Below are 19,290 nucleotides of genomic sequence, written 5' to 3' on the forward strand. Positions count from 1 at the left end.
CTGCGCCGAGCTAACAGATAGCCACTATTATTAGCTTAGTTTGGTGCTGGGTGTAGGGCGCAAAAGGCGAACTCTCGCGGCACCTCTAGCCAAAAACAGGCTCCTTGCTGAGGTTGTGAGTCAAACCCCACCCGCCCTTGCATGTCTTCCATTAATTGTTTGGTAATGGCGAGTCCTAATCCCGTGCCGCCTTTTTGGCGACTGTCTGAGCTATCCGCTTGGGCAAATTTTTCAAAAATGCGATCCCTAAAATTAAGCGGCACTCCCTCACCCTCATCTGCCACACTCACTCGATAAAAATGCTCACCACTGGGCGCTATGCTCACTCGCACCTCACTTTCAGAGGGTGAGAACTTAATAGCATTAGACTGCAAATTAGACAGCGCTTGTAAGAATCTGTCTTTATCGATCACGACCTTGGCGTGGCTGAGCTCAGACTTAAGCACCAGTTTAATGCCTCGGGCTTCCCCTAAGGGCTGGTTCATGGTCATGGCGATTTGCACTAGCTCAGTTAAATCATAGCTTTGGGGATTAAACGTCACTTTACCGGCCGCCAGCTTTTCAATATCTAATAAGTCATTAATTAACAAATTTAAGCGCTGACTATTATGGTGAGCCACTTTTAATAACTGTTGTACTTTTTCAGGCAGCACACCTAACACCCCTTGGCTAAGCAGTGCTAATGAGCCGGTGATAGAGGTCAAAGGAGTGCGCAATTCATGACTAACGGTGGCAACAAATTCTTTTTGTAATTGCTCTACTTTTTTTAATTCCGAGATATCTTCAACAAGCGACCACAGTAATACCCGCCCATTGGCTTCGGTGATCAACACTCCTTGTTGGCGCACCGGAAATAGCGAGCCATCCCAGCGGTAATATTCTTTTTCATAGGGCGCAAAGCGACCATTAGTGGATAGTTGCACAAAGGCTTGGCGGTCTTGCTCATGATATTGGCTGGGCGTGAGTTGGCGATAATGCAGCTTTAATAATTGTGACTTACTAAAGCCAGTCGCATCAAGCAGCGCCTGATTTACATCAATAAACTGGCCGGTTTTAAAATCATTAAGCGCAATCCCGATAGAGGATAATTCAAATAAACTGCGCAGCCGCTGCTCGCTAGCAGTTAAAGCCAGCTCTGCTTGCTTTTCTGCTTGTATATCTACCATATACCCATGCCAAATCACGCTGCCATCATCGAGTCGCTCCGGCTTAGCGCGCCCTTCCACCCAGCGCAGGCTGCCATCGGCTTGTAGGGTGCGATATTGAGCATGCCACAGCGACAGCGTTTGTTGGGAGATTAAGGCACTGCTTTGTACTTGGGCTAAGTCTGGCTCATAAATACGGGCAAAAATTTGCGTCGCATCTCGCTGCACTTGCGCTGGGGTCACTCCATAAATATGTTTAATGCCATTACTGCTATAAGGAAAGCTATTATGCCCATCGGGCCAATGCCGATATTGGTATAACATGCCGGGCATTTGATCGAGCAGCTTAGTTAAGCGCTCTTCATGGAGTTGCCTGCTTAATATTTCGCCGAGCCAATGAGCAAATAGTTTAAGAAACATCTGATCGGTTTCATCAAAAGGCTCGGCTCTTACGCTGGCATCACAAAAATTAAGGGTGCCAAAAAACTGGCCATCTACTTCTAAGCGAATCGCAATATAACTCTCAAAACCTAATTGCTGATAGCAGCCTTCATTTTTAAAAGCAGACTGGCCCATATTAGCAATGGCGAGTACGCCAGTTTGTTGCAAGAGTAACTTGCAATACGTCTGCTCTATCGCAAAATGCTGCCCCACTTCAAGATGAGTAGGAGCGGGCGCGGCCAGCCAACGCACCACATAAATATCGCTGACCATTTCACTGACCATGCCCACACTTAAGCGTAGAAAATCCCCACCTAAGATGAGCGCTTGGTTTACTTTTTCATCTAGACTGCCAGAAAGCTCAAAAGAAATTCGATTAAGTAAAGACAGCGCTTGGTTTTTACGCTCTAGCTGGGCTTGAGCTTCTCGCTCTGGCGTAATATCAACGAGCGAGCCATAAAGCGTCAGCTCAGATTGCGCAACCTCAGGATCTAGTAGCTGGCCGTGACTGTGCACCCACACCCAATGACCCAACTTATGTCGCATCCGGTATTTGCACTCATATTTTTCCGTTACTCCACTTAGATAGCGCTCCACCAAGGCCGTTAACTTAGGTTCATCCTCAGGGTGCACACGACTTTGCCATGTTTCACTGGTAACGGGTTCCAGCTCCGCCAAGGTATAGCCAATAATCTGCGCCCAGCGCTCATTTACTTGGCAGGTATGACTACTTGGTTGCCATAGCCAAGTGCCCACATTCGCATTGGCAATAATCAGCTGAGCTTGGGCTTCTTTGGCGGCCAGCGTTTGGCTTAGTTGCAATAATTTGCGCTGGCTAATTTGTTCTTGCACTTCATCAGCAAGCAGGCGCAGTAATTGGCTGTCTTGTTCACTAAAGGAGCGGGGTTGGCTGTCAATAACGCATAAGGTGCCCAGACGATAGCCCTCGATAAGCAAGGGGGCGCCGGCATAAAAGCGAATATAAGGCGCGGCTTTTACGAGAGGATTATCAGCAAAACACGCAGTGGCGTGGGTATCTTCTACAATAAAAACCTTGTCATCTAAAATAGCATGGCCGCAAAATGACCAGTCACGATGGGTTTCACACACCTCTAAGCCTTGGCGAGACTTAAACCATTGTCGGTCCTTGTCAATTAATGACACCAGTGCGATATCAACCTTAAAAATTTGCTGCGCCAAGCGAGTAATACGATCAAAGCTCGCCTCTGTGGGGCTATCAAGTAAACCGGTGTTAATCAATGCTTGTAAGCGCAGCACTTCATCAGCCGGTGTTAACGGAGGCATCATGGTAAGGTCTCCTGATTAAGTTGCGCAGCCATATTTAGCGGTAAATCGACCCAAAAATGAGCGCCTTCTGCATTATAAAAGCCTATTTCACCTTGCATTAAAGAGACCAAATTTTTACAAATCGTCAGCCCGAGCCCAGTACCTTGCTGAGCGCGCATATTGCCGTGTTCAGCTTGAGCAAAACGCTCAAAAATAAAGGGCGCAAACTCATTACTAATGCCCGCACCTTGGTCACTTACCGTAATACGCACTTGATGGTCATTAGTTTTGGTGGCTTTGATATTAACTTGGCCGTGGGCAGGAGAGTATTTAATGGCATTGCTCACTAAGTTATCCAGCACTTGGCGCAAGCGCAGCGGATCTTGATAAATTAGCAAAGACTCGACATTGTCTTGGCATAACTGCACTTGGTGTTGCATCGCCATAGGCTGATTACTGTTGATAGTCTGCGCCACTAGTTCTGCAATATCGATGCGCACTGGCGTTAAGCTCATCTTACCTTTGCTGAGCTTATTAAAATCCAGAAGATCATTAATTAACAACTGTAAACGCTCACCATTGCGCAGTGCTAAGGCCGTAAGCTCGGCGGCTTTTTTCGGTAAGGGGCCGCCGTGGCCTAAATGCGTTAGCTTTAGCGCACCATTAATAGAAGTCAGTGGCGTGCGCAATTCATGACTAATCACGGCTATAAAGTCGTCTTTTAGCTCACTAAGCGCCTGGCGCTCATCGGTGAGCTGATTAAACGCCTGCGCTAAGCTCGCCACTTCAGTGACGCCCTGCTCCGATAATCTCACTGTCTCTTGGGGACGACTCGCTTGTACTTGATGGCTCATGGTACGTATTTGCTGAGTCATTCTATCGAGTGGGCGAATTGCCAACCAAACTAACCAAAACGCCAAGGCAGAGAGAATCGCGCCTAAGCCTAAGCTAATACCGGCAAAGCGAATAAAAAAAGCCTTAGCTGGGGCGAGTGCATGGCTGTAAGGCACAGCGCTAATAAATACCCAATTTAGCGCATCAAGGCGGGCATTGGCATATAACCAAGCATTAGGCTGGCTATCGGTAATACCATTACTAAAGCCAGAAAAAGCGGCGTCCACTAGCGGGTCTGCTAAGGGTGTCGGTAAGGACTCTAGCTGAGTCATAACCCCTTGGTGCGCACCGTCATAAATATAGAGCTGATTATGCGTATCAATAATTTTAAAAGAAATTCCCTCACGACGAGCTTGGCGCACACTTTGCTCTGGTAACAAGGAGCCATCGCGCAGGGTGATAATACCCATTAGCAGTCCTAGGACCTCGCCCTCATCTGATAATATAGGTTGCACCATATTCATTAGCGGCTGTCCGGTGCGCAAGCCAATCACAGGTTGGCTCATCGTGACTTGGCCTGTTTGTAGTGCTTGTTGCACATGAGCGCGCTGTCCATAATCGGTACCAATTCGCTGCGGCACATATACACTTTCGGCGCGCGCTATGCCTTTGTTATCCAACACAATAATGCCATCGGGAAACATCGAAAAACCATTAATTTGGCGCTGGCGAGCCAATTCTTGTTTGAGCGTGGGCACAGGATGTAATTGCTGGCCGCTAGAAAGCTGCACGCCAATATGAGCTAAGGTGTTAGCACGTAGCGCTAATAGCTGGGCAACTTGCTCGGCGGCGCGGGCGGTAATAATACTTTGCTGATTACGTAGCTGGCGCTCGGCGCCCTTTACTAACATGTGATAGCCCGTCGACAATACGGCTAAAATGATCACTAATGTGGTCACTAATATAATCAGGGCCATGCGCCCCTTTAACGATATTCGCATCCTGCCACTTCCTAGTCGTCGAGCTCTAGTCGCTAGTGTATTACTTAACGAGATAACGTTAAGCTATAAATGCACAACTTTAGTTGCGATAGTGTGTTTTATGTTTGCTATCACTCATTACCGCCCTAGGCTGATAATTTATTCGTCTTTGCTTAAATGGAGAACCGGATGGCGCCGAAAGTAACCGCAATCGATGAGCGATTATTGCAGCTTAAGGCTCGCTTTGCCGAACGTAGCGCAATTCAACTGCGCGAACTCAGCGCCAAACTAACCGATTGGCAATACGGCCACTGTACGCGAGAAGATTTACAAACGCTCTATGAGTTATTGCATCGGCTAGCTGGCTCAAGTGGCACCTTTGGCTTTCATCAACTCGGTCAAGAAGCCGGCCAACTGGAGCAAGTGATCAAAGCCCAGATCAGCGACTCACCCCCGCTATCTGATCTTCACCTCGCTCCTGAAATCCAAGCGCGCCTAGCTCAGCTTTCACGCTTACTGGTTACTGAACCCTCTTCTTCTGCTGAGGCAGCCACAACAGACCTACCAGACACAGCGAGCGAACAAACCCAATTACTCGTATTAGACTCCAGCTTAAACGAGCTGGCAGAGGCGCTTAATAATTTTGGCTTTAAGGTAGTCGTTTGCGAAGAGCTACCACTGCATTGTGCGCATTGCTGGCGAAGTACTAGCATTATTATCGCGCCTGCCGCCAAGCTTACCCAAGTAGTAAACTGGAATCAGCAACAAGCACAATCCCACCATGCCTCGCCCTCACCCATTTTATGTATTGGCTCTGATGATAGCTTTGCCGCGCGTTATGCACTGGCTGAACAAGGCGCTGATGGTCTGTTCTTACAACCGGTAAAAGTGCCGCAACTGGCAAAGCGCATTGAGCAAATAAAATCCCAACAGCAACAGCCTTACGCCAGTAAGGTGTTATTGCTAGATGATGACCAAGAGCTAGCAGAGCATTATCGTTTAGTGCTCACCCAAGCGGGTAAAAACGTTAAAGTAATGGCCGAGCCTACTGAGCTATTAGCGGTGTTGGCCGAGTTTCGCCCAGATATAGTACTGCTTGATGTGCATATGCCGCCTTATTCCGGCGTGACCTTAGCGCGCATGATCCGCTTGGAGCCAGATTGGTTAAGCTTACCCGTTATCTACTTATCATCTGAACAAGACCGAGACTTACAAATTAGTGCCCTTGCTCAGGGCGCGGATGAGTTTATTACTAAGCCTATTTCTGATGAACAACTGATCCTGACCGTGCGCGCACTTTGTCATCGCGCTCGCCAGCTCGCCAAACTAGTCTCTAGTGATGGCTTAACCGGCTTATTAAATCACTCACATATTAAGCGCGCCCTTGGCCATGAATATGCAAGAGTGCAGCGCTATGGCCACAATACCAGTTTAGCTATGCTCGACTTGGATCACTTTAAGGGAGTGAATGATACTCACGGCCATGGTGTGGGTGACTTAGTAATTAAAGCTTTAGCGCAATTATTACAACAGCGATTACGTACCACAGATCATCTTGGTCGCTACGGCGGCGAGGAGTTTGTCGTTATCTTACCAGAGTGTTCATTAGCGCAAGCTAAGCACATGTTTGAAGAAATCTGTTATCACTTTTCACAATTAAGCTTTATGGGTAATAACGGCACTTTTCACGTCACCGTGAGTGTGGGACTGGCGCTATTGAACGACTTTGTCAGTGAAGAGCATGCCCTTAATGCTGCTGATGCTGCTTTATATCAGCAAAAACAAGCGGGTAGAAATGGCGTTACTTGCTATCTGCCCCATGCTCCTGCTAGCGACTCCCCCGAGTAAGCAATGCCTATTTTGCTGTTAGAAGATGACCCCTTAGTGGCAGAGCTGCTGATATTAGTGCTGGGAAATTTAGCCCCCTGGGCACAGGTTAAGCATTGCAGCACGGTGGCGGGCGCCAAAGCGGCGTGGCGTCCCTGTATGCAACTAGTTATTTGCGATCGCCACCTCAGTGATGGCTCTGGCTTAGAGCTAGTAAAGCTCGTGCGCAGTCAAGATCGTCATTTACCTATTGTCATGATCAGTGCGCACTCGGATCGTGACGCTGTGATGAGCGCAGCCCGCTTAGGAGTAAGCGAATTTATTGCCAAACCGCTCGATATCGCCATGTTACAACACAGACTTACGCCGCTACTCACTAAACTGAGTCCTCCGCTAGCAAAGCCAGCCGCCAAACAAAGCCTAAGCACTTGGTTAACTCAGTGTCTAAGCCAGCCTCTTAAACTACCCACGGCGTTATCGGTAGCAGCAGTATTACCCCTACTTGAACTTCGCGACGAGCTTTCGCCACAAAGTTTAAGTCGTACTTGGCACAATGAAATCCCGCTTGCGGCTCGCCTATTACAACTGGCCAATGGTGCCTCTTTAAAGCGCAGCGGCAAACCCATAAATCAACTCTCAGAGGCGATTAGCACCTTGGGTATTGAGATGTCTTTGTCTGCGGCAATGGCGCTAGCACTAGATATTCGCGGCGCATTACAAGAGCCAAGATTAATAGCCCAAGCTCAGCATTTTTATACCATGGCAGAGCAAGTAGCCGATATTGCACGCGCCATGGCGCTGAGTATTGGCATTCATGGCGGTGCGATTTATTCGGCGGGTTTACTCAGTCGTGCCGGCGAGCTGGCAGTCATACGTGCGCTGCAAGATTTTATTAACCAAGGGGGGCAACTCCAAGATGCGGAGCTGACTCAAGCGCTTAATCAATGGAGTGCGCCTTTTGGTAATCGCCTTAAAATGCAATGGGGATTGGCCCTGCCAATGCGTGAATTAATTGGCGCCGTTCATCAAGCTCCTAGCTATGCGACCCAGCGTGCCCTGTTGATTATGCATCTAGCTGGCTTAAGAGTCCGCTCCCAATTAAATACCGCTGCGGCGCTGCGAATGTTGCGCCAAGTGGGCTTAGATGTAGAAAAGTGGCGGTCTGAGCGCTTAGTTGTCCCTGCGCTTATCGCCGACGTTATTCCACCCTCCACACAGAGTCATTAATATGTCTACACAGTGCTTGAGTCGAATTTTATACGTAGAAGATGATGCAGATATTCGCGAGATTGCCCAGTTAGCATTAGAAGTAGTGGGAGGATTTGAAGTATTGCTGTGTGCCAGTGGCGAGCAAGCGCTGTTACAAGCCATCGACTTTGCACCCCAGCTGATATTATTAGATGTCATGATGCCGGGCATGGATGGCCCCAGTACTTTAACCGCCTTGCGCCAACATGCAGAGCTGGCACATATTCCAATTGCGTTTATGACGGCAAAAATTCAACCCCAAGAAATCGCCCACTACAAAGCCATGGGCGCCGTAGATGTCATTGCTAAGCCCTTTGATCCCATGCGCTTGCCCCAGCAAGTGACCGACATTTGGTCGAGCAGTAAAGCGTAAACTGACCGTATTACGCCGCAAGTTAAAGAAAAATAGCATCCTTAGCCGTCTTACTGGGCTGGCCCCGTATCTCGCTTTTATATTTTGGTATTTAAAGCGAAAATGAGATCTTGATGTACATCAGGAAGACGGAAAAAAGCCGAACGCTTACGGTTCGGCTTTTTGGTTTCTATAGGGCTAATAGGTCTCTTCATCATCGCGGGGCTTGGGCGCACTGCCAAGACGGCGGGTTTTTAAGTCGTAGCGCTCTTTTATCACATCTTTAATGGTGCCCTCCCATAACTCAATGCCCACAAAATAACCCGCGCGCGCTAACACATGGGCGGCGATGGGTGCGGTCACAATAACAAACACTATCATGGCCAAGGCGCGCACGACTAAGCTTGCGCTATCACTATAAAAAATCATGTAGCCACAGGTCATTAACCCGATACCAAGCGCACCGGCTTTACTGGTCGCGTGCATGCGGGTCAGTAAGTCGGGCATGCGGATAATGCCAATGCCAGAGAGCAGCATTAAAAAGGCACCTAGTAGTAAAAAAGCACTGGTGAGCAATTCAGTCATCACTAAGTTGTGCTCCTCGTTCAAGGTAGCGGGCAAAAGCCACGGCCGTTAAAAAGGAAGTGAGCGCTAATACTAACGCCACATCAATCAGCTCAGGCACGCCATAACTCACGCTATAGAGCACAATAAACCCAACCGTCATCGAGGCAATCACCTCTAGCGCCACCACTCGGTCCGGTAAGGTGGGGCCACGCAACAAACGCAATGTAGCTAACACCAAGCCCACACTTAAAAATATAAAAGAAATAATAATGGAAATCTCAAGCATGCTTACCTCAATAAATTTAATACGCGGGCTTCAAGAGATTTAAGCTCAGCTAATTGAGTGCCCTCATCGTCCAAATACATAAGGTGCACATATAACACCTTACGATCACTGGAAATATCCAGCGCCAGTGAGCCCGGCGTAACCGTAATGAGATTAGCAAATAAGCTAATAGCAGCATCGTCTTTTAAGTCGAGAGGGATGGCAATCACGCCAGGGCGCATTAAATGGGTGGGCGTTAGTACATCATAAGCGACCCGCGCATTGGCTTTAATTAAATCCCAAATAAAAAATAAAATAAAACCAATAATATTGGGCGCCTTGCCAAAATAATTAGCAAATTCCGGTTTATCGCGCGCCACATACGCCAGCACAAAATAACTGAGAACCATGCCGGCCACTAAATTACTAATGCTATAACTGCCCGATAAAATGACCCAAAATAGGGCCAATAACATATTCCAACCAAAGGCCTTCATGAGCGACTCCCAAGCGGGCCTAGTACCGCTTCAATATAGCCATTAGGGTTTAATAATTGTGCTGCGGTATCAAGAGATAGCCTAATAAACCATTCCGCACCTAAGCCGATGGTGAGCGTCATGGCCGCTAACACTATTACCGGTAAATACAATAAATAACGCTGCGGGTCGGACTCACCGCGCAACGGCTTGGCTTCATCGGGTAAAGGTTTCCAAAATGCCTCCGCCCAAATTTTTACCATAGAATATAAGGTAAGCAGACCCACTAATAAGGCAATACCCACCATCCACCACGCACCTTCTAACACGCCGGCCTTAATCACCGTATATTTAGCAAAGAAGCCCGACAGCGGCGGTATGCCCGCTAAAGACATGGCCGGAATTAAAAACAAAAAGGCCAGCCAAGGTGCATTACGATAGAGGCCTCCTAATTTGGCAAGATCATAACTGCCATGATAGCGATACATAATACCGCTAATTAAAAAGAGATTCGTCTTCACAATAATATGGTGAAAAATATAGAAAACGCCGCCGGCAATGGCTAACGGTGTAAATAATGCCAAGCCCACTAGCATGTAACCAATTTGGCTAACAATATGAAAAGATAAAATACGGCGCACTTCAAATTGTGCGGCTGCCCCTAGCACGCCCGTAAGCATGGTAAAGATGCCCATGGCCATTAAAACATTATGATGAGTTAAGCCAATATCTTGGATAAATATCAAACTAAAGACGCGGTATAAGGCGTAGACCCCTACTTTAGTGAGCAAGCCGGCAAACACCGCTGAAATGGCCACCGGAGGCGTATGATAAGAAGCCGGCAACCAGAAAAAGAGCGGAAATGCAGCCGCTTTAATGCCAAAGGCCACCATAAACAGCATGGCGATAACTGTCACTAAACCTGGCTGCTCACCGTTACCCAGTTTAAGCGCTAAGTCAGCCATATTTAGCGTACCCGCATAGCCATATAGCAAGCCGACGGCCGTTAAAAATAACGCCGAGGATAATAAGTTTAAGGTGACGTATTTTAGCGCGCCCTCCATTTGCGCGCGCTCACCGCCTAAGATCATTAGACCAAACGAGGCCACCAGCATGATCTCAAACCAGACATAGAGATTAAAAATATCACCGGTTAAAAAAGCGCCCGCCACCCCAGCCAGCATTAAGTGCAGCAAAGGATAATAGCCAAAAGCCTCATGCTTTTTACTCATGGTTGCCAACGAGTAAATCGCCACACTTAAGCCGACAATGCCAGTCACCAACACCATAATGGCGCTTAATAAGTCGGCCACTAAGGTGATGCCATAAGGCGCAGACCAATTACCCATATAAGCGACTAAGATGCCTTGGCTGCGCACTTGGCTAAAGAGATAAATGCCCGCAACTAACAGACCGGTACCGGAGAGCAGTGACAAAATGCGCTGTACATTGCGCCATTGCCAACAGGCCAAGGTTAATGCGCCCGCTAACATAGGGATAAAAATAGGCAGTACTAAGGCTATATTCACAAGTCAGTGCTCTTCATTTCATTCATATCATCGGCACCTATTACTTCATAGGCTCTGTGTATTAACACTACGGCGAAGGCCAGCACCCCAAAACTAATGACAATGGCGGTTAAAATTAAGGCTTGTGGCAGTGGATCAGCAATAGGGCCCGTTACCTGCTCTAAATGCTCGGCGATCAAAGGCGGAGCACCGCGCACCAGACCACCGGCACTTAAAATTAATAAGTTGGCGGCATTGGATAAAATCATTAAGCCAATGACTAATTTCACTATGCTGCGTCTGAGCATCATAAATAAGGCGGTGGCATAAAGAGCGCCAATCACAAATGCGAATAGGTTTTCCATTAATCCTCCGACTTATCAAGCGACAGCAAGATGGTCGATACCACGCCGATCACCACTAAATAAACACCAATATCAAAGAACAAAGGCGTACTAATACTCAGCTCTCCAATGCCCGGTAGGTAAAACTGGCCCCACTGGCTGGTTAAAAACGGTTGGCCTTTTAGTACCACACCCACCATGCCGCTTAATAACGCCAGACACAGCCCCACCCCCATTAAGTGTTGGCTTTCTACTTTAAGTAAAATACGGGTGCTGCGAGCATCAAAGGCAAACAAATGTAAGCCAAAGGCGCAAGAGGCGACTAAGCCTGCGATAAAGCCGCCACCAGGCTCGTTGTGGCCGCGCAGTAATAAGAAAATAGAAAACAATAACAACAGCGGCACCAGCATGCGGGTCGCGGTTTGTAAGATAATAGAGGTTTCAGTTCTCATGACGTCGCCTCCTCACGAAAGCGGATCATGGCATTAACGCCAATGGCTGCCAGCGCCAACACAAAAATCTCGCCCAAGGTATCAAAGGCTCTAAAGTCCACCAAAATTACGTTGACGATATTACGTCCATGAGCCAAGAGATAACTGTTAGCCACCAAGTAATCAGAAATTCGCTCACCCGGCATGGCAGTTTGATGCACCGTTAGTAGCATCATAGTAATAAGCACCCCAAAAGCGCCGGCCACGATAGCATCGCGAATACGTACCCATGGGCTAGATAATTCTTGAAAACGCGGTAGGCGAAACAAGACTAACACCAGCATAATCACAGTAAGTGTTTCTACTAAAATCTGAGTAATAGCTAAATCTGGGGCACTAAAAAACACATAAACCATGGCCATCACGAAACCCAACACTCCCAGTGCGGCCACCGAGCCTAGGCGCAAACAGGTAACACAGGCATAAATAGCAGACACCATCATTAATAGCGCAATCACCACTTCATAAAAGCGCACATCGTTAAAATACAGCGAATAAGCAAAGGCCTGCTCCGACCAGAACACATAAGCCAACAGCGCAATGCTAGTTAGCAAAATAGTCAGAATATAATTGGCCATATAACCGTTTTGCAATACGCGAGTTTGTTTATCCGCCAGCCACACTAAGCCTTGCATCATGCGCTCATAGTTGCGCTCTGGGCCATAAGCCAAGAAATCAATGCCTTTACTCAGTGGCTCACGACTAACACTCCAGTAATAATAAAGCAGCGCCCCACTCCCCAGCGCAATGGCACTCAGCAAGAGCGGTAAATTAAAGCCATGCCACAATGCCAAGTGCAGAGTCTGCGCGGGTGGCTCGCCACTAATAACCTGAGTTGCTGCTTGTAGTAAAGGAGAGATAAGGCTGGGCACTAAGCCAAAAATTAGCCCTAAAAGAGCCAGTACAGAAAAGCCTAAACGCATCGACCAAGGCGCTTCATGGGGGATGTTAGGTGTGGTTTTATAAGCGCCATAAAAAGGCTTAATAGCCACTAAGGCGCTCGCCGCCACAATACAAATGGCGGTGATCAAGCACAATACAATTAATAACGGGGCGAGTCCGGTGCTGCTTAAGGCGCCACTAAACATTAGCTCTTTGGCAATAAAGCCAAATAAAGGCGGTATCCCTGCCAGTGACAGTGCGGCTAACGTGGTAAATATCGCCGTGTGCGGCATATATTTACGAAGGCCCGCCAAGTCACGCACATCTTTGGTACCCGTGACATGATCCAGTGTGCCGGCGGCCATAAAAAGCGCCCCTTTATAAAGGGCATGCGCTAATAAAAAGACCATGGCTGCTTCTAGCGCATAGGGAGTGCCAATACCAATTAACATGGTTAATGTGCCCAGCGCCATTATGGTGGAGTAAGCTAAAATGCGCTTTAAGTCGGTACTGCACACCGCCATGATGGCGCCTAACGTCATGGTCACCCCGCCCACTAAAGAAAGCGTGAGCGTCCACGGCTCATAGCCTGCCATCATAGGTTGGATGCGCGCCATTAAATATACGCCCGCTTTGACCATAGTCGCCGAGTGTAAGTAAGCGCTCACGGGTGTAGGCGCTGCCATGGCATTAGGTAGCCAAAAATGAAAGGGCACTTGGGCAGACTTAGTAAACGCTCCCAGCAGAATTAACGCCATCATCACTAAAAATAGCGGGTTATCTTGTAGCGAGGTGCCCTGCGCTAGCAGTGCCGTTATTTCAAAGCTGCCGCCTAGGGTGCCTAATAAAATTAAGCCCGTCATTAGCGCAAGACCACCGGCGACGGTAATAAAAAAGCCCTGCAAGGCGGCCTTGCGGGCTTTTTGCTGTTCATGGTTAAAACCAATTAATAAATAAGAGGTAAAGCTGGTGAGCTCCCAAAAGACAAACATGGCAATTAAGTTGCTCGATAGCACCAAGCCCAGCATGGCTCCCATAAAGGCCAACAAGTACATTAATAGCTTATACATGTCTTTATGGCCGTGCAGATATTGCCCAGCATAAATAAAGATAAAAGTACCAATGCCGGTGATTAATAAGGCAAACATCAGGCTTAAGCCATCCACCATTAAACTCAGATTAATATCGAGACTGGGGATCCAAGCATACTGATAATAGAGAGTGTCACCTGCACTAATCGCTGGCAAAAAAGTAGCAAAATAGGCAAATAATACGGCCGGCAATAAAGCTAAGCCCCAGCCTAGATACGCGCCTAAGACACGTGATAACTGGGGCGTTAACAAGGCCAAAATAAAGCCTGATAAAATGGCAACAAGCATAGGAAAATGCCTCCTTTCCTTGCCTGTTCAGGCAATAGAATAAGCTAAAAATAGGGGGAGAGATGGCACTGAGCTGAGGCTATAGTAAAGAAGTATTTCGATTATTTATCAAACAGTTAATCGATTATTTTTATATTATTATGGCGGTCGATACTACAAGTCGCACTTATAAAACGCAAGCTCACCAGCCGCATTTGTGCGGCTGGTGTTCATAAATGCGATATGGATCAAAGCCAAAACCTTGGCGCTTAGCGAGTGAAAAAATGCTCCACTGGGCCCCGACCATGGCCGATGCGCACCTTGCTGCCGGCCAAAATAGCCTGATCGATATAGTGCTTGGCTCGCTCTACCGCTTCATCTAATGGATAACCTTGCCCTAAGAAGCTTGCCAGCGCCGCCGATAACGTACATCCAGTACCATGGGTGTTATTCGTCATAATGCGCGGTGTATCAAAGCAGCGAACCTGTTGGCCACTTAACAACCAGTCGGGACTGCGCGCTTCTTGTTGTAAAAAGCCGCCTTTTATCAAAATCGCCTTACAATCTAATTGCTGTAAGCCGGCAAATAAGGCCTCTACCTCAGCAAGGTGCGCAGGAATAGCCTCTCCTAATAACGCCGCCGCTTCCGGTAAGTTGGGCGTGATCACATCCGCTAATGGCAATAGTTCTTCGCGCAGGCAATTAACCGCATCTTCTGCCAGCAGCATATCGCCATTAGCAGTGACCATTACCGGATCCACGACTAGATGAGCGGGTCGATATTTTCGCAGTGCCGCGGCCACGGTGCCAATGGTCTCGCTATCACCCAACATGCCCACTTTAACGGCAGTGACCGCCAGATCGCCGAATATGGCGTCTAACTGAGCTTGGATCATAGCTTGTGGGGTGGCATGAACGGCGGTGACGCCTTGGGTATTTTGCGCGGTGAGCGCGGTGATCACCGAGCAGGCATAGCCACCGGTCGCAGAAATGGCTTTAATATCCGCTTGGATACCGGCGCCACCGCTGCAGTCTGAGCCGGCGATGGTCAAAATAATGGGTTTTTGCTGCTGATTTTTCTGATGAGGCATAAATTAAGCTCCTTCGGACGAAGGAACCACAGGCAAATTAATATTTAGCCGTTAGTTTCCTCCGCCAGCATTAACTGGATCAGGTACAGCGGGTCCGGCAGTCACCGTCTCAGCACTTAAGTTAATTTAAGGCTCCCCGACTAACAAGGAGCCTGATAATAGCGAGCTCACCCCTTAAAAGAAAGGTGCACGCGATACGCCTTACGCCGTAAGGCCAAGAACAACACCGAGCCAAGCGGCTCGGTGTGGTATTTTTAGCCTATGGCGTTAAACCTATAGTACTCAGTTAATGAGCCTGATCCCAGTTGTCGCCTTCACCGGCTTCGACGAGCAAAGGCACGTCTATGCTGGCGGCATTTTGCATTAAATCGCAAATTTGCTGTTTAAAGTCGGCGACTTTATCTTCGCGAATTTCAAACACCAATTCATCGTGCACCTGCATAATCATGCGCACTTCGCCTTCGCTTTGATTTTTTAACCAAGCGGCAACCGTGATCATGGCCTTCTTGATAATATCTGCCGCGGTTCCTTGCATAGGCGCGTTAATAGCGGCACGTTCGGCGCCTTTGCGGCGCGCGCCGTTTTTGGCATTGATCTCAGGCAGATATAATCGCCGGCCAAAAAGCGTCTCAACATAGCCCTTATCTGCCGCTAGCGCCCGCGTGTCTTCCATATACCGCAGCACGCCTGGGTAGCGTTCAAAATAAATATCCATATAAGCTTGGGATTCATGGCGTGGAATACCCAGCTGACGAGATAAACCAAAGGCACTCATGCCATAAATCAAACCAAAGTTAATGGCCTTAGCGCGCCGGCGCTGCTCGGTAGTGACGCTGTCCAGCTCAATGCCAAATACTTCGGCAGCGGTGGCTTTGTGAATATCTAGGCCTTTACTAAAAGCATCAAGCAAGCCTTTATCTTTAGATAAATGAGCCATGATCCGCAGTTCAATTTGCGAGTAGTCCGCCGCCACCAGTTTATAGCCCGGCTCAGCAATAAAAGCTTGGCGAATACGCCGCCCCTCAGGGGTACGGATCGGAATATTTTGTAAGTTAGGATCCGAAGACGATAAACGCCCCGTTGCCGCATTGGCCTGATGATAAGAGGTGTGAATACGACCACTGTGCTCATTCACCATTAGCGGTAACTTATCGGTATAAGTGGACTTAAGCTTGCTTAACCCCCGATATTCCATCAATAACTTAGGCAGCGGATAATCCAGCGCCAACTCTTGCAGCACTTCTTCCGCCGTAGACGGCGCTCCTTTTGGCGTCTTCTTCAAGACAGGTAATTCAAGCTTGGTAAAGAGAATTTCACCCAACTGCTTAGGCGAGCTTAAGTTAAAGGGCTCGCCGGCCAATTCATGAGCCTTCAGCTCCAATTCTTTTAAGCGTTTAGCAATTTCATCACTTTGGATAGCCAGCAGTTTGCTGTCGATTTTAACGCCTGTGTATTCCATGTCGGCTAAAATCGGCACTAATGGCATTTCAATGTCGGTGAATACGCTTTGCAACTTAGGCTCAGCTGCTAGCTGCTTAGCTAAGTACTGATGCAAACGCAGCGTAATGTCTGCATCCTCAGCCGCATAAAACGCCGCTTCTTCTAGCGGAATTTGGTTAAAAGTCAGCTGCTTGGCGCCCTTTCCGGCAATCGTTTCAAAAGGCGTAGTAGCATGGTTTAAGAAAAAACTGGCCATACTGTCCATATCGTGGCGCGTTTGTACCGAATTAAGCACATACGACTCCAACATGGTGTCTAACCCCATGCCGGCCATTTTAATGCCGTGGTTCTTTAACACGTTGGCGTCGTATTTAAGATTTTGACCTAGTTTTATCGGCTGTTCAGCTTCTAATAGGGGTTTAAGGGCGCTTAACACTACCTCTTCACTTAACTGTTCAGGAGCATCTAAATAATCGTGGCCAAAGGGTACATAAGCGGCTTGGCCCGCTTCAATGGCAAATGACAGGCCCACAACTTGTGCATCGCGATAATTAAGGCTGGTGGTTTCAGTATCAAAGGCAAAGTAAGGCGTTTTAGCTAAACGAGCCACCCAAGTGTGTAAGTCGGCCTCTGTTAAAATAGTGGCATAATCCACAGTCAGGGTCGGTGCAGCAGGCTTAGCAGGGGCGCTGTCTTGTTGGGGGTCTAACTCGGCTAATAAATTACGAAATTCATACTCTTGGTATAGGGCTTTAAGCGCCTGTGTATCGGGCGGAGTTTGCACTAATTCAGCGGGGCCGCATTCCAGTGCTACATCAGTTTTAATGGTCGCCAAGGTATAAGACAAATCAAGCAGCTCTTTATGCTCAATAAACCTAGCGGCAAAGCTTTTCGCTCCCCGAAAGCCAAGATCCGCCACTTTATCTAATTGCTCACTAATCTGTTCAATGGAGCCTAAGCCTTGTAGCAGCGCAAGTGCCGTTTTCTCACCCACTCCTGGCATCCCCGGAATGTTATCTACTTTATCGCCGACCAAAGCTAATAAGTCGATGATCAGCTCAGGTGGCACGCCAAACTTTTCAATAACGCCGTCTCGGTCCATAAATTCATTTTTCATGGTGTCCATTAACAGCACGTGATCCGTGACCAGTTGCGCCATATCTTTATCACCGGTGCTGATCACCACATCCAGCTTTTGCTCTGTGGCTTGGCGCGCTAGCGTGCCAATCACATCGTCCGCCTCCACACCAGACTCAATAATCAGTGGTAAGCCCATGGCTTTAATTATCTGATGGATGGGCGCTATTTGGCTGCGCAGATCATCGGGCATAGCAGGGCGCTGCGCTTTATATTCGCTATAAAGATCATCACGAAAGGTTTTACCTTTAGCATCAAATACCACTGTGACTTGTGACTCTGGAAACTGCTTATGCAGGCTGCGCAGCATATTCGTGACCACGCGGATCGCTCCACTAGGGCGCCCGTCACTGGTGCGCAGATCAGCACGTAAGGATGCAAAGTAAGCACGATAAAGATAAGAAGATCCATCGACTAGGATCAGAGGTTTTTGGAGTAAGGCAGCCATGGTCTATTCTCATTAATGCGTTGCCTATTAGCATGCCACAGCCAAGCGCCTGATACCACGCTCGACCTATTTCAGCCTGTGGATAAGTCTGTGCGAAACCGATCGGGATCCGATCTAAGTAAATTTAATTAGATCTTGTTTATCATATACTTAGATATTTATGCTTGATCTGTAATTAAGATCTTGCAATGTGGAAAATTGCTTTGTGTGAGCTGTGAATAATCATTGAGCTAAATAAATGCTAGCATAACTTATCCCTAGCGCTCGCCAATGACTTCATCGAGCATGCGCATTTTATAAAAGGAGTGAGTATGAAAAAGGTTGCCATTATCTTAAGCGGCTGTGGCGTTAATGATGGCTCAGAAATTCACGAGGCCGTACTGTGCTTATTACATCTCACTAAACAAGGTGCTGGCTATCAATGCTTTGCCCCTGATAAAAACCAAACCATTACCAATCATCTCACTGGTAAGCCAGAAGATAGTCAACAGCGTAACGTACTCACTGAGGCGGCGCGTATTGCCCGCGGTGAGATTAAACCGCTTAGCGAGCTAAAGGTAGCAGACTTTGATGCATTGTTATTACCGGGTGGTTTTGGGGTAGCAAAAAACTTAAGTGACTTTGCCAGCCAAGGCACACAGATGCAGCTAGACCAGGAAGTAGCCAGCGTCTGCAAGGCATTTGCCAGCGCTCGTAAACCTGCAGGCTATTGCTGTATAGCGCCTATTTTAATTCCGCGCATCTACCCTAGCGGAGTAAAAGGCACCATAGGCACAGATAGTGCGACTGCCGAAGCATTTGTCGCTATGGGCGGGGAGCACATTGGCTGTGCAGTAACCGATACAGTGGAAGATAGCCGCTATCAGGTGATCTCAACCCCCGCCTACATGCTGGCCAAAAATATTGCTGAAGCGGACATTGGTATCGGAAAATTAGTGAAGCGGTTATTGGAGATGTAATAAAAAAAGGGCCAGCTAATAAGCTGGCCTAAAAACTCTGGAAGCAATGTGAGCAATGTCGCGCCTTCAAAAACCGTCTCCTATTACGCATAGCGTAATACTGCGGGAGCCCTTCCTCGAAAGCAAGTTAACGATAACTATTATCATTAATGTTTGCAACTATAATTTGTATTTTTTTTAATTAAGTCGCTTAAGCGCCCTCACCGAGTA

At 47.8% G+C, this 19,290-nt stretch carries 15 protein-coding genes and 1 riboswitch; of the genes, 4 read left to right on the plus strand and 11 right to left on the minus strand.

Going from position 1 to position 19,290, the window contains the following annotated elements; genetic code table 11:
* Window positions 1–35 precede the first annotated feature (35 nt).
* Window positions 36–2,894 (minus strand): PAS domain S-box protein, encoded by a 2,859-nt coding sequence (locus CBP12_RS09910; RefSeq protein ID WP_086964285.1) that lies wholly within the window; start codon window positions 2,892–2,894, stop codon window positions 36–38.
* Window positions 2,891–4,684, minus strand: a complete 1,794-nt coding sequence (locus CBP12_RS09915) for a sensor histidine kinase (protein WP_198341787.1) — start codon at window positions 4,682–4,684, stop codon at window positions 2,891–2,893. Before CBP12_RS09915 ends, CBP12_RS09910 begins: the two co-directional genes overlap by 4 nt.
* 192 nt (window positions 4,685–4,876) lie before the next feature.
* Here CBP12_RS09915 and CBP12_RS09920 point away from each other — a divergent pair, with 192 nt between their 5' ends.
* Genes CBP12_RS09920 through CBP12_RS09930 form a run of 3 tightly spaced genes read left to right on the plus strand, consistent with a single transcriptional unit; the run spans window position 4,877 to window position 8,135 of the window.
* Entirely contained in the window at window positions 4,877–6,535 is a 1,659-nt protein-coding gene (locus tag CBP12_RS09920) for a diguanylate cyclase (RefSeq protein WP_086964287.1), read from the plus strand.
* 3 nt (window positions 6,536–6,538) lie between these two features.
* Complete coding sequence (locus CBP12_RS09925; protein ID WP_086964288.1) at window positions 6,539–7,741, plus strand: HDOD domain-containing protein; 1,203 nt, start codon at window positions 6,539–6,541, stop codon at window positions 7,739–7,741.
* Between the two features lies 1 nt (window position 7,742).
* A complete protein-coding gene (locus CBP12_RS09930) occupies window positions 7,743–8,135 on the plus strand; it encodes a response regulator (protein ID WP_086964289.1) in 393 nt (130 codons plus the stop codon).
* A 177-nt stretch (window positions 8,136–8,312) separates the two neighbouring features.
* Here the strand turns inward: CBP12_RS09930 and mnhG are convergent, their stop codons facing one another.
* From mnhG to polA, 9 genes are all read right to left on the minus strand, one after another.
* Entirely contained in the window at window positions 8,313–8,699 is a 387-nt protein-coding gene (mnhG, locus tag CBP12_RS09935; RefSeq protein WP_086964290.1) for a monovalent cation/H(+) antiporter subunit G, read from the minus strand.
* The gene (locus tag CBP12_RS09940) at window positions 8,692–8,967 is read right to left on the minus strand and encodes a cation:proton antiporter (protein WP_086964291.1); all 276 of its coding nucleotides are present in this window, start codon (window positions 8,965–8,967) and stop codon (window positions 8,692–8,694) included. The genes mnhG and CBP12_RS09940 overlap by 8 nt, the downstream gene beginning before the upstream one ends.
* Before the next feature lie 2 nt (window positions 8,968–8,969).
* A complete protein-coding gene (locus CBP12_RS09945; protein ID WP_086964292.1) occupies window positions 8,970–9,443 on the minus strand; it encodes a Na+/H+ antiporter subunit E in 474 nt (157 codons plus the stop codon).
* Window positions 9,440–10,951, minus strand: a complete 1,512-nt coding sequence (locus CBP12_RS09950; protein ID WP_198341789.1) for a Na+/H+ antiporter subunit D — start codon at window positions 10,949–10,951, stop codon at window positions 9,440–9,442. Before CBP12_RS09950 ends, CBP12_RS09945 begins: the two co-directional genes overlap by 4 nt.
* Window positions 10,948–11,295, minus strand: coding sequence for a Na+/H+ antiporter subunit C (locus CBP12_RS09955; protein ID WP_086964293.1), 348 nt, complete (start codon window positions 11,293–11,295; stop codon window positions 10,948–10,950). The genes CBP12_RS09950 and CBP12_RS09955 overlap by 4 nt, the downstream gene beginning before the upstream one ends.
* The gene (locus CBP12_RS09960; RefSeq protein WP_086964294.1) at window positions 11,295–11,726 is read right to left on the minus strand and encodes a Na+/H+ antiporter subunit B; all 432 of its coding nucleotides are present in this window, start codon (window positions 11,724–11,726) and stop codon (window positions 11,295–11,297) included. Before CBP12_RS09960 ends, CBP12_RS09955 begins: the two co-directional genes overlap by 1 nt.
* A complete protein-coding gene (locus tag CBP12_RS09965) occupies window positions 11,723–14,026 on the minus strand; it encodes a putative monovalent cation/H+ antiporter subunit A (protein ID WP_086964295.1) in 2,304 nt (767 codons plus the stop codon). Before CBP12_RS09965 ends, CBP12_RS09960 begins: the two co-directional genes overlap by 4 nt.
* A gap of 248 nt (window positions 14,027–14,274) precedes the next feature.
* A complete protein-coding gene (gene thiD, locus CBP12_RS09970; RefSeq protein WP_086964296.1) occupies window positions 14,275–15,096 on the minus strand; it encodes a bifunctional hydroxymethylpyrimidine kinase/phosphomethylpyrimidine kinase in 822 nt (273 codons plus the stop codon).
* Between the two features lie 39 nt (window positions 15,097–15,135).
* Window positions 15,136–15,245, minus strand: a riboswitch (TPP riboswitch).
* Between the two features lie 137 nt (window positions 15,246–15,382).
* Window positions 15,383–18,121 (minus strand): DNA polymerase I, encoded by a 2,739-nt coding sequence (gene polA, locus CBP12_RS09975; protein ID WP_086964297.1) that lies wholly within the window; start codon window positions 18,119–18,121, stop codon window positions 15,383–15,385.
* A 311-nt stretch (window positions 18,122–18,432) separates the two neighbouring features.
* Between polA and elbB the strand changes: the two genes are divergently transcribed.
* A complete protein-coding gene (gene elbB / locus CBP12_RS09980) occupies window positions 18,433–19,080 on the plus strand; it encodes an isoprenoid biosynthesis glyoxalase ElbB (protein WP_086964298.1) in 648 nt (215 codons plus the stop codon).
* Window positions 19,081–19,290 lie beyond the last annotated feature (210 nt).

Source organism: Oceanisphaera avium, from assembly GCF_002157875.1.
GTDB lineage: Bacteria > Pseudomonadota > Gammaproteobacteria > Enterobacterales > Aeromonadaceae > Oceanimonas > Oceanimonas avium.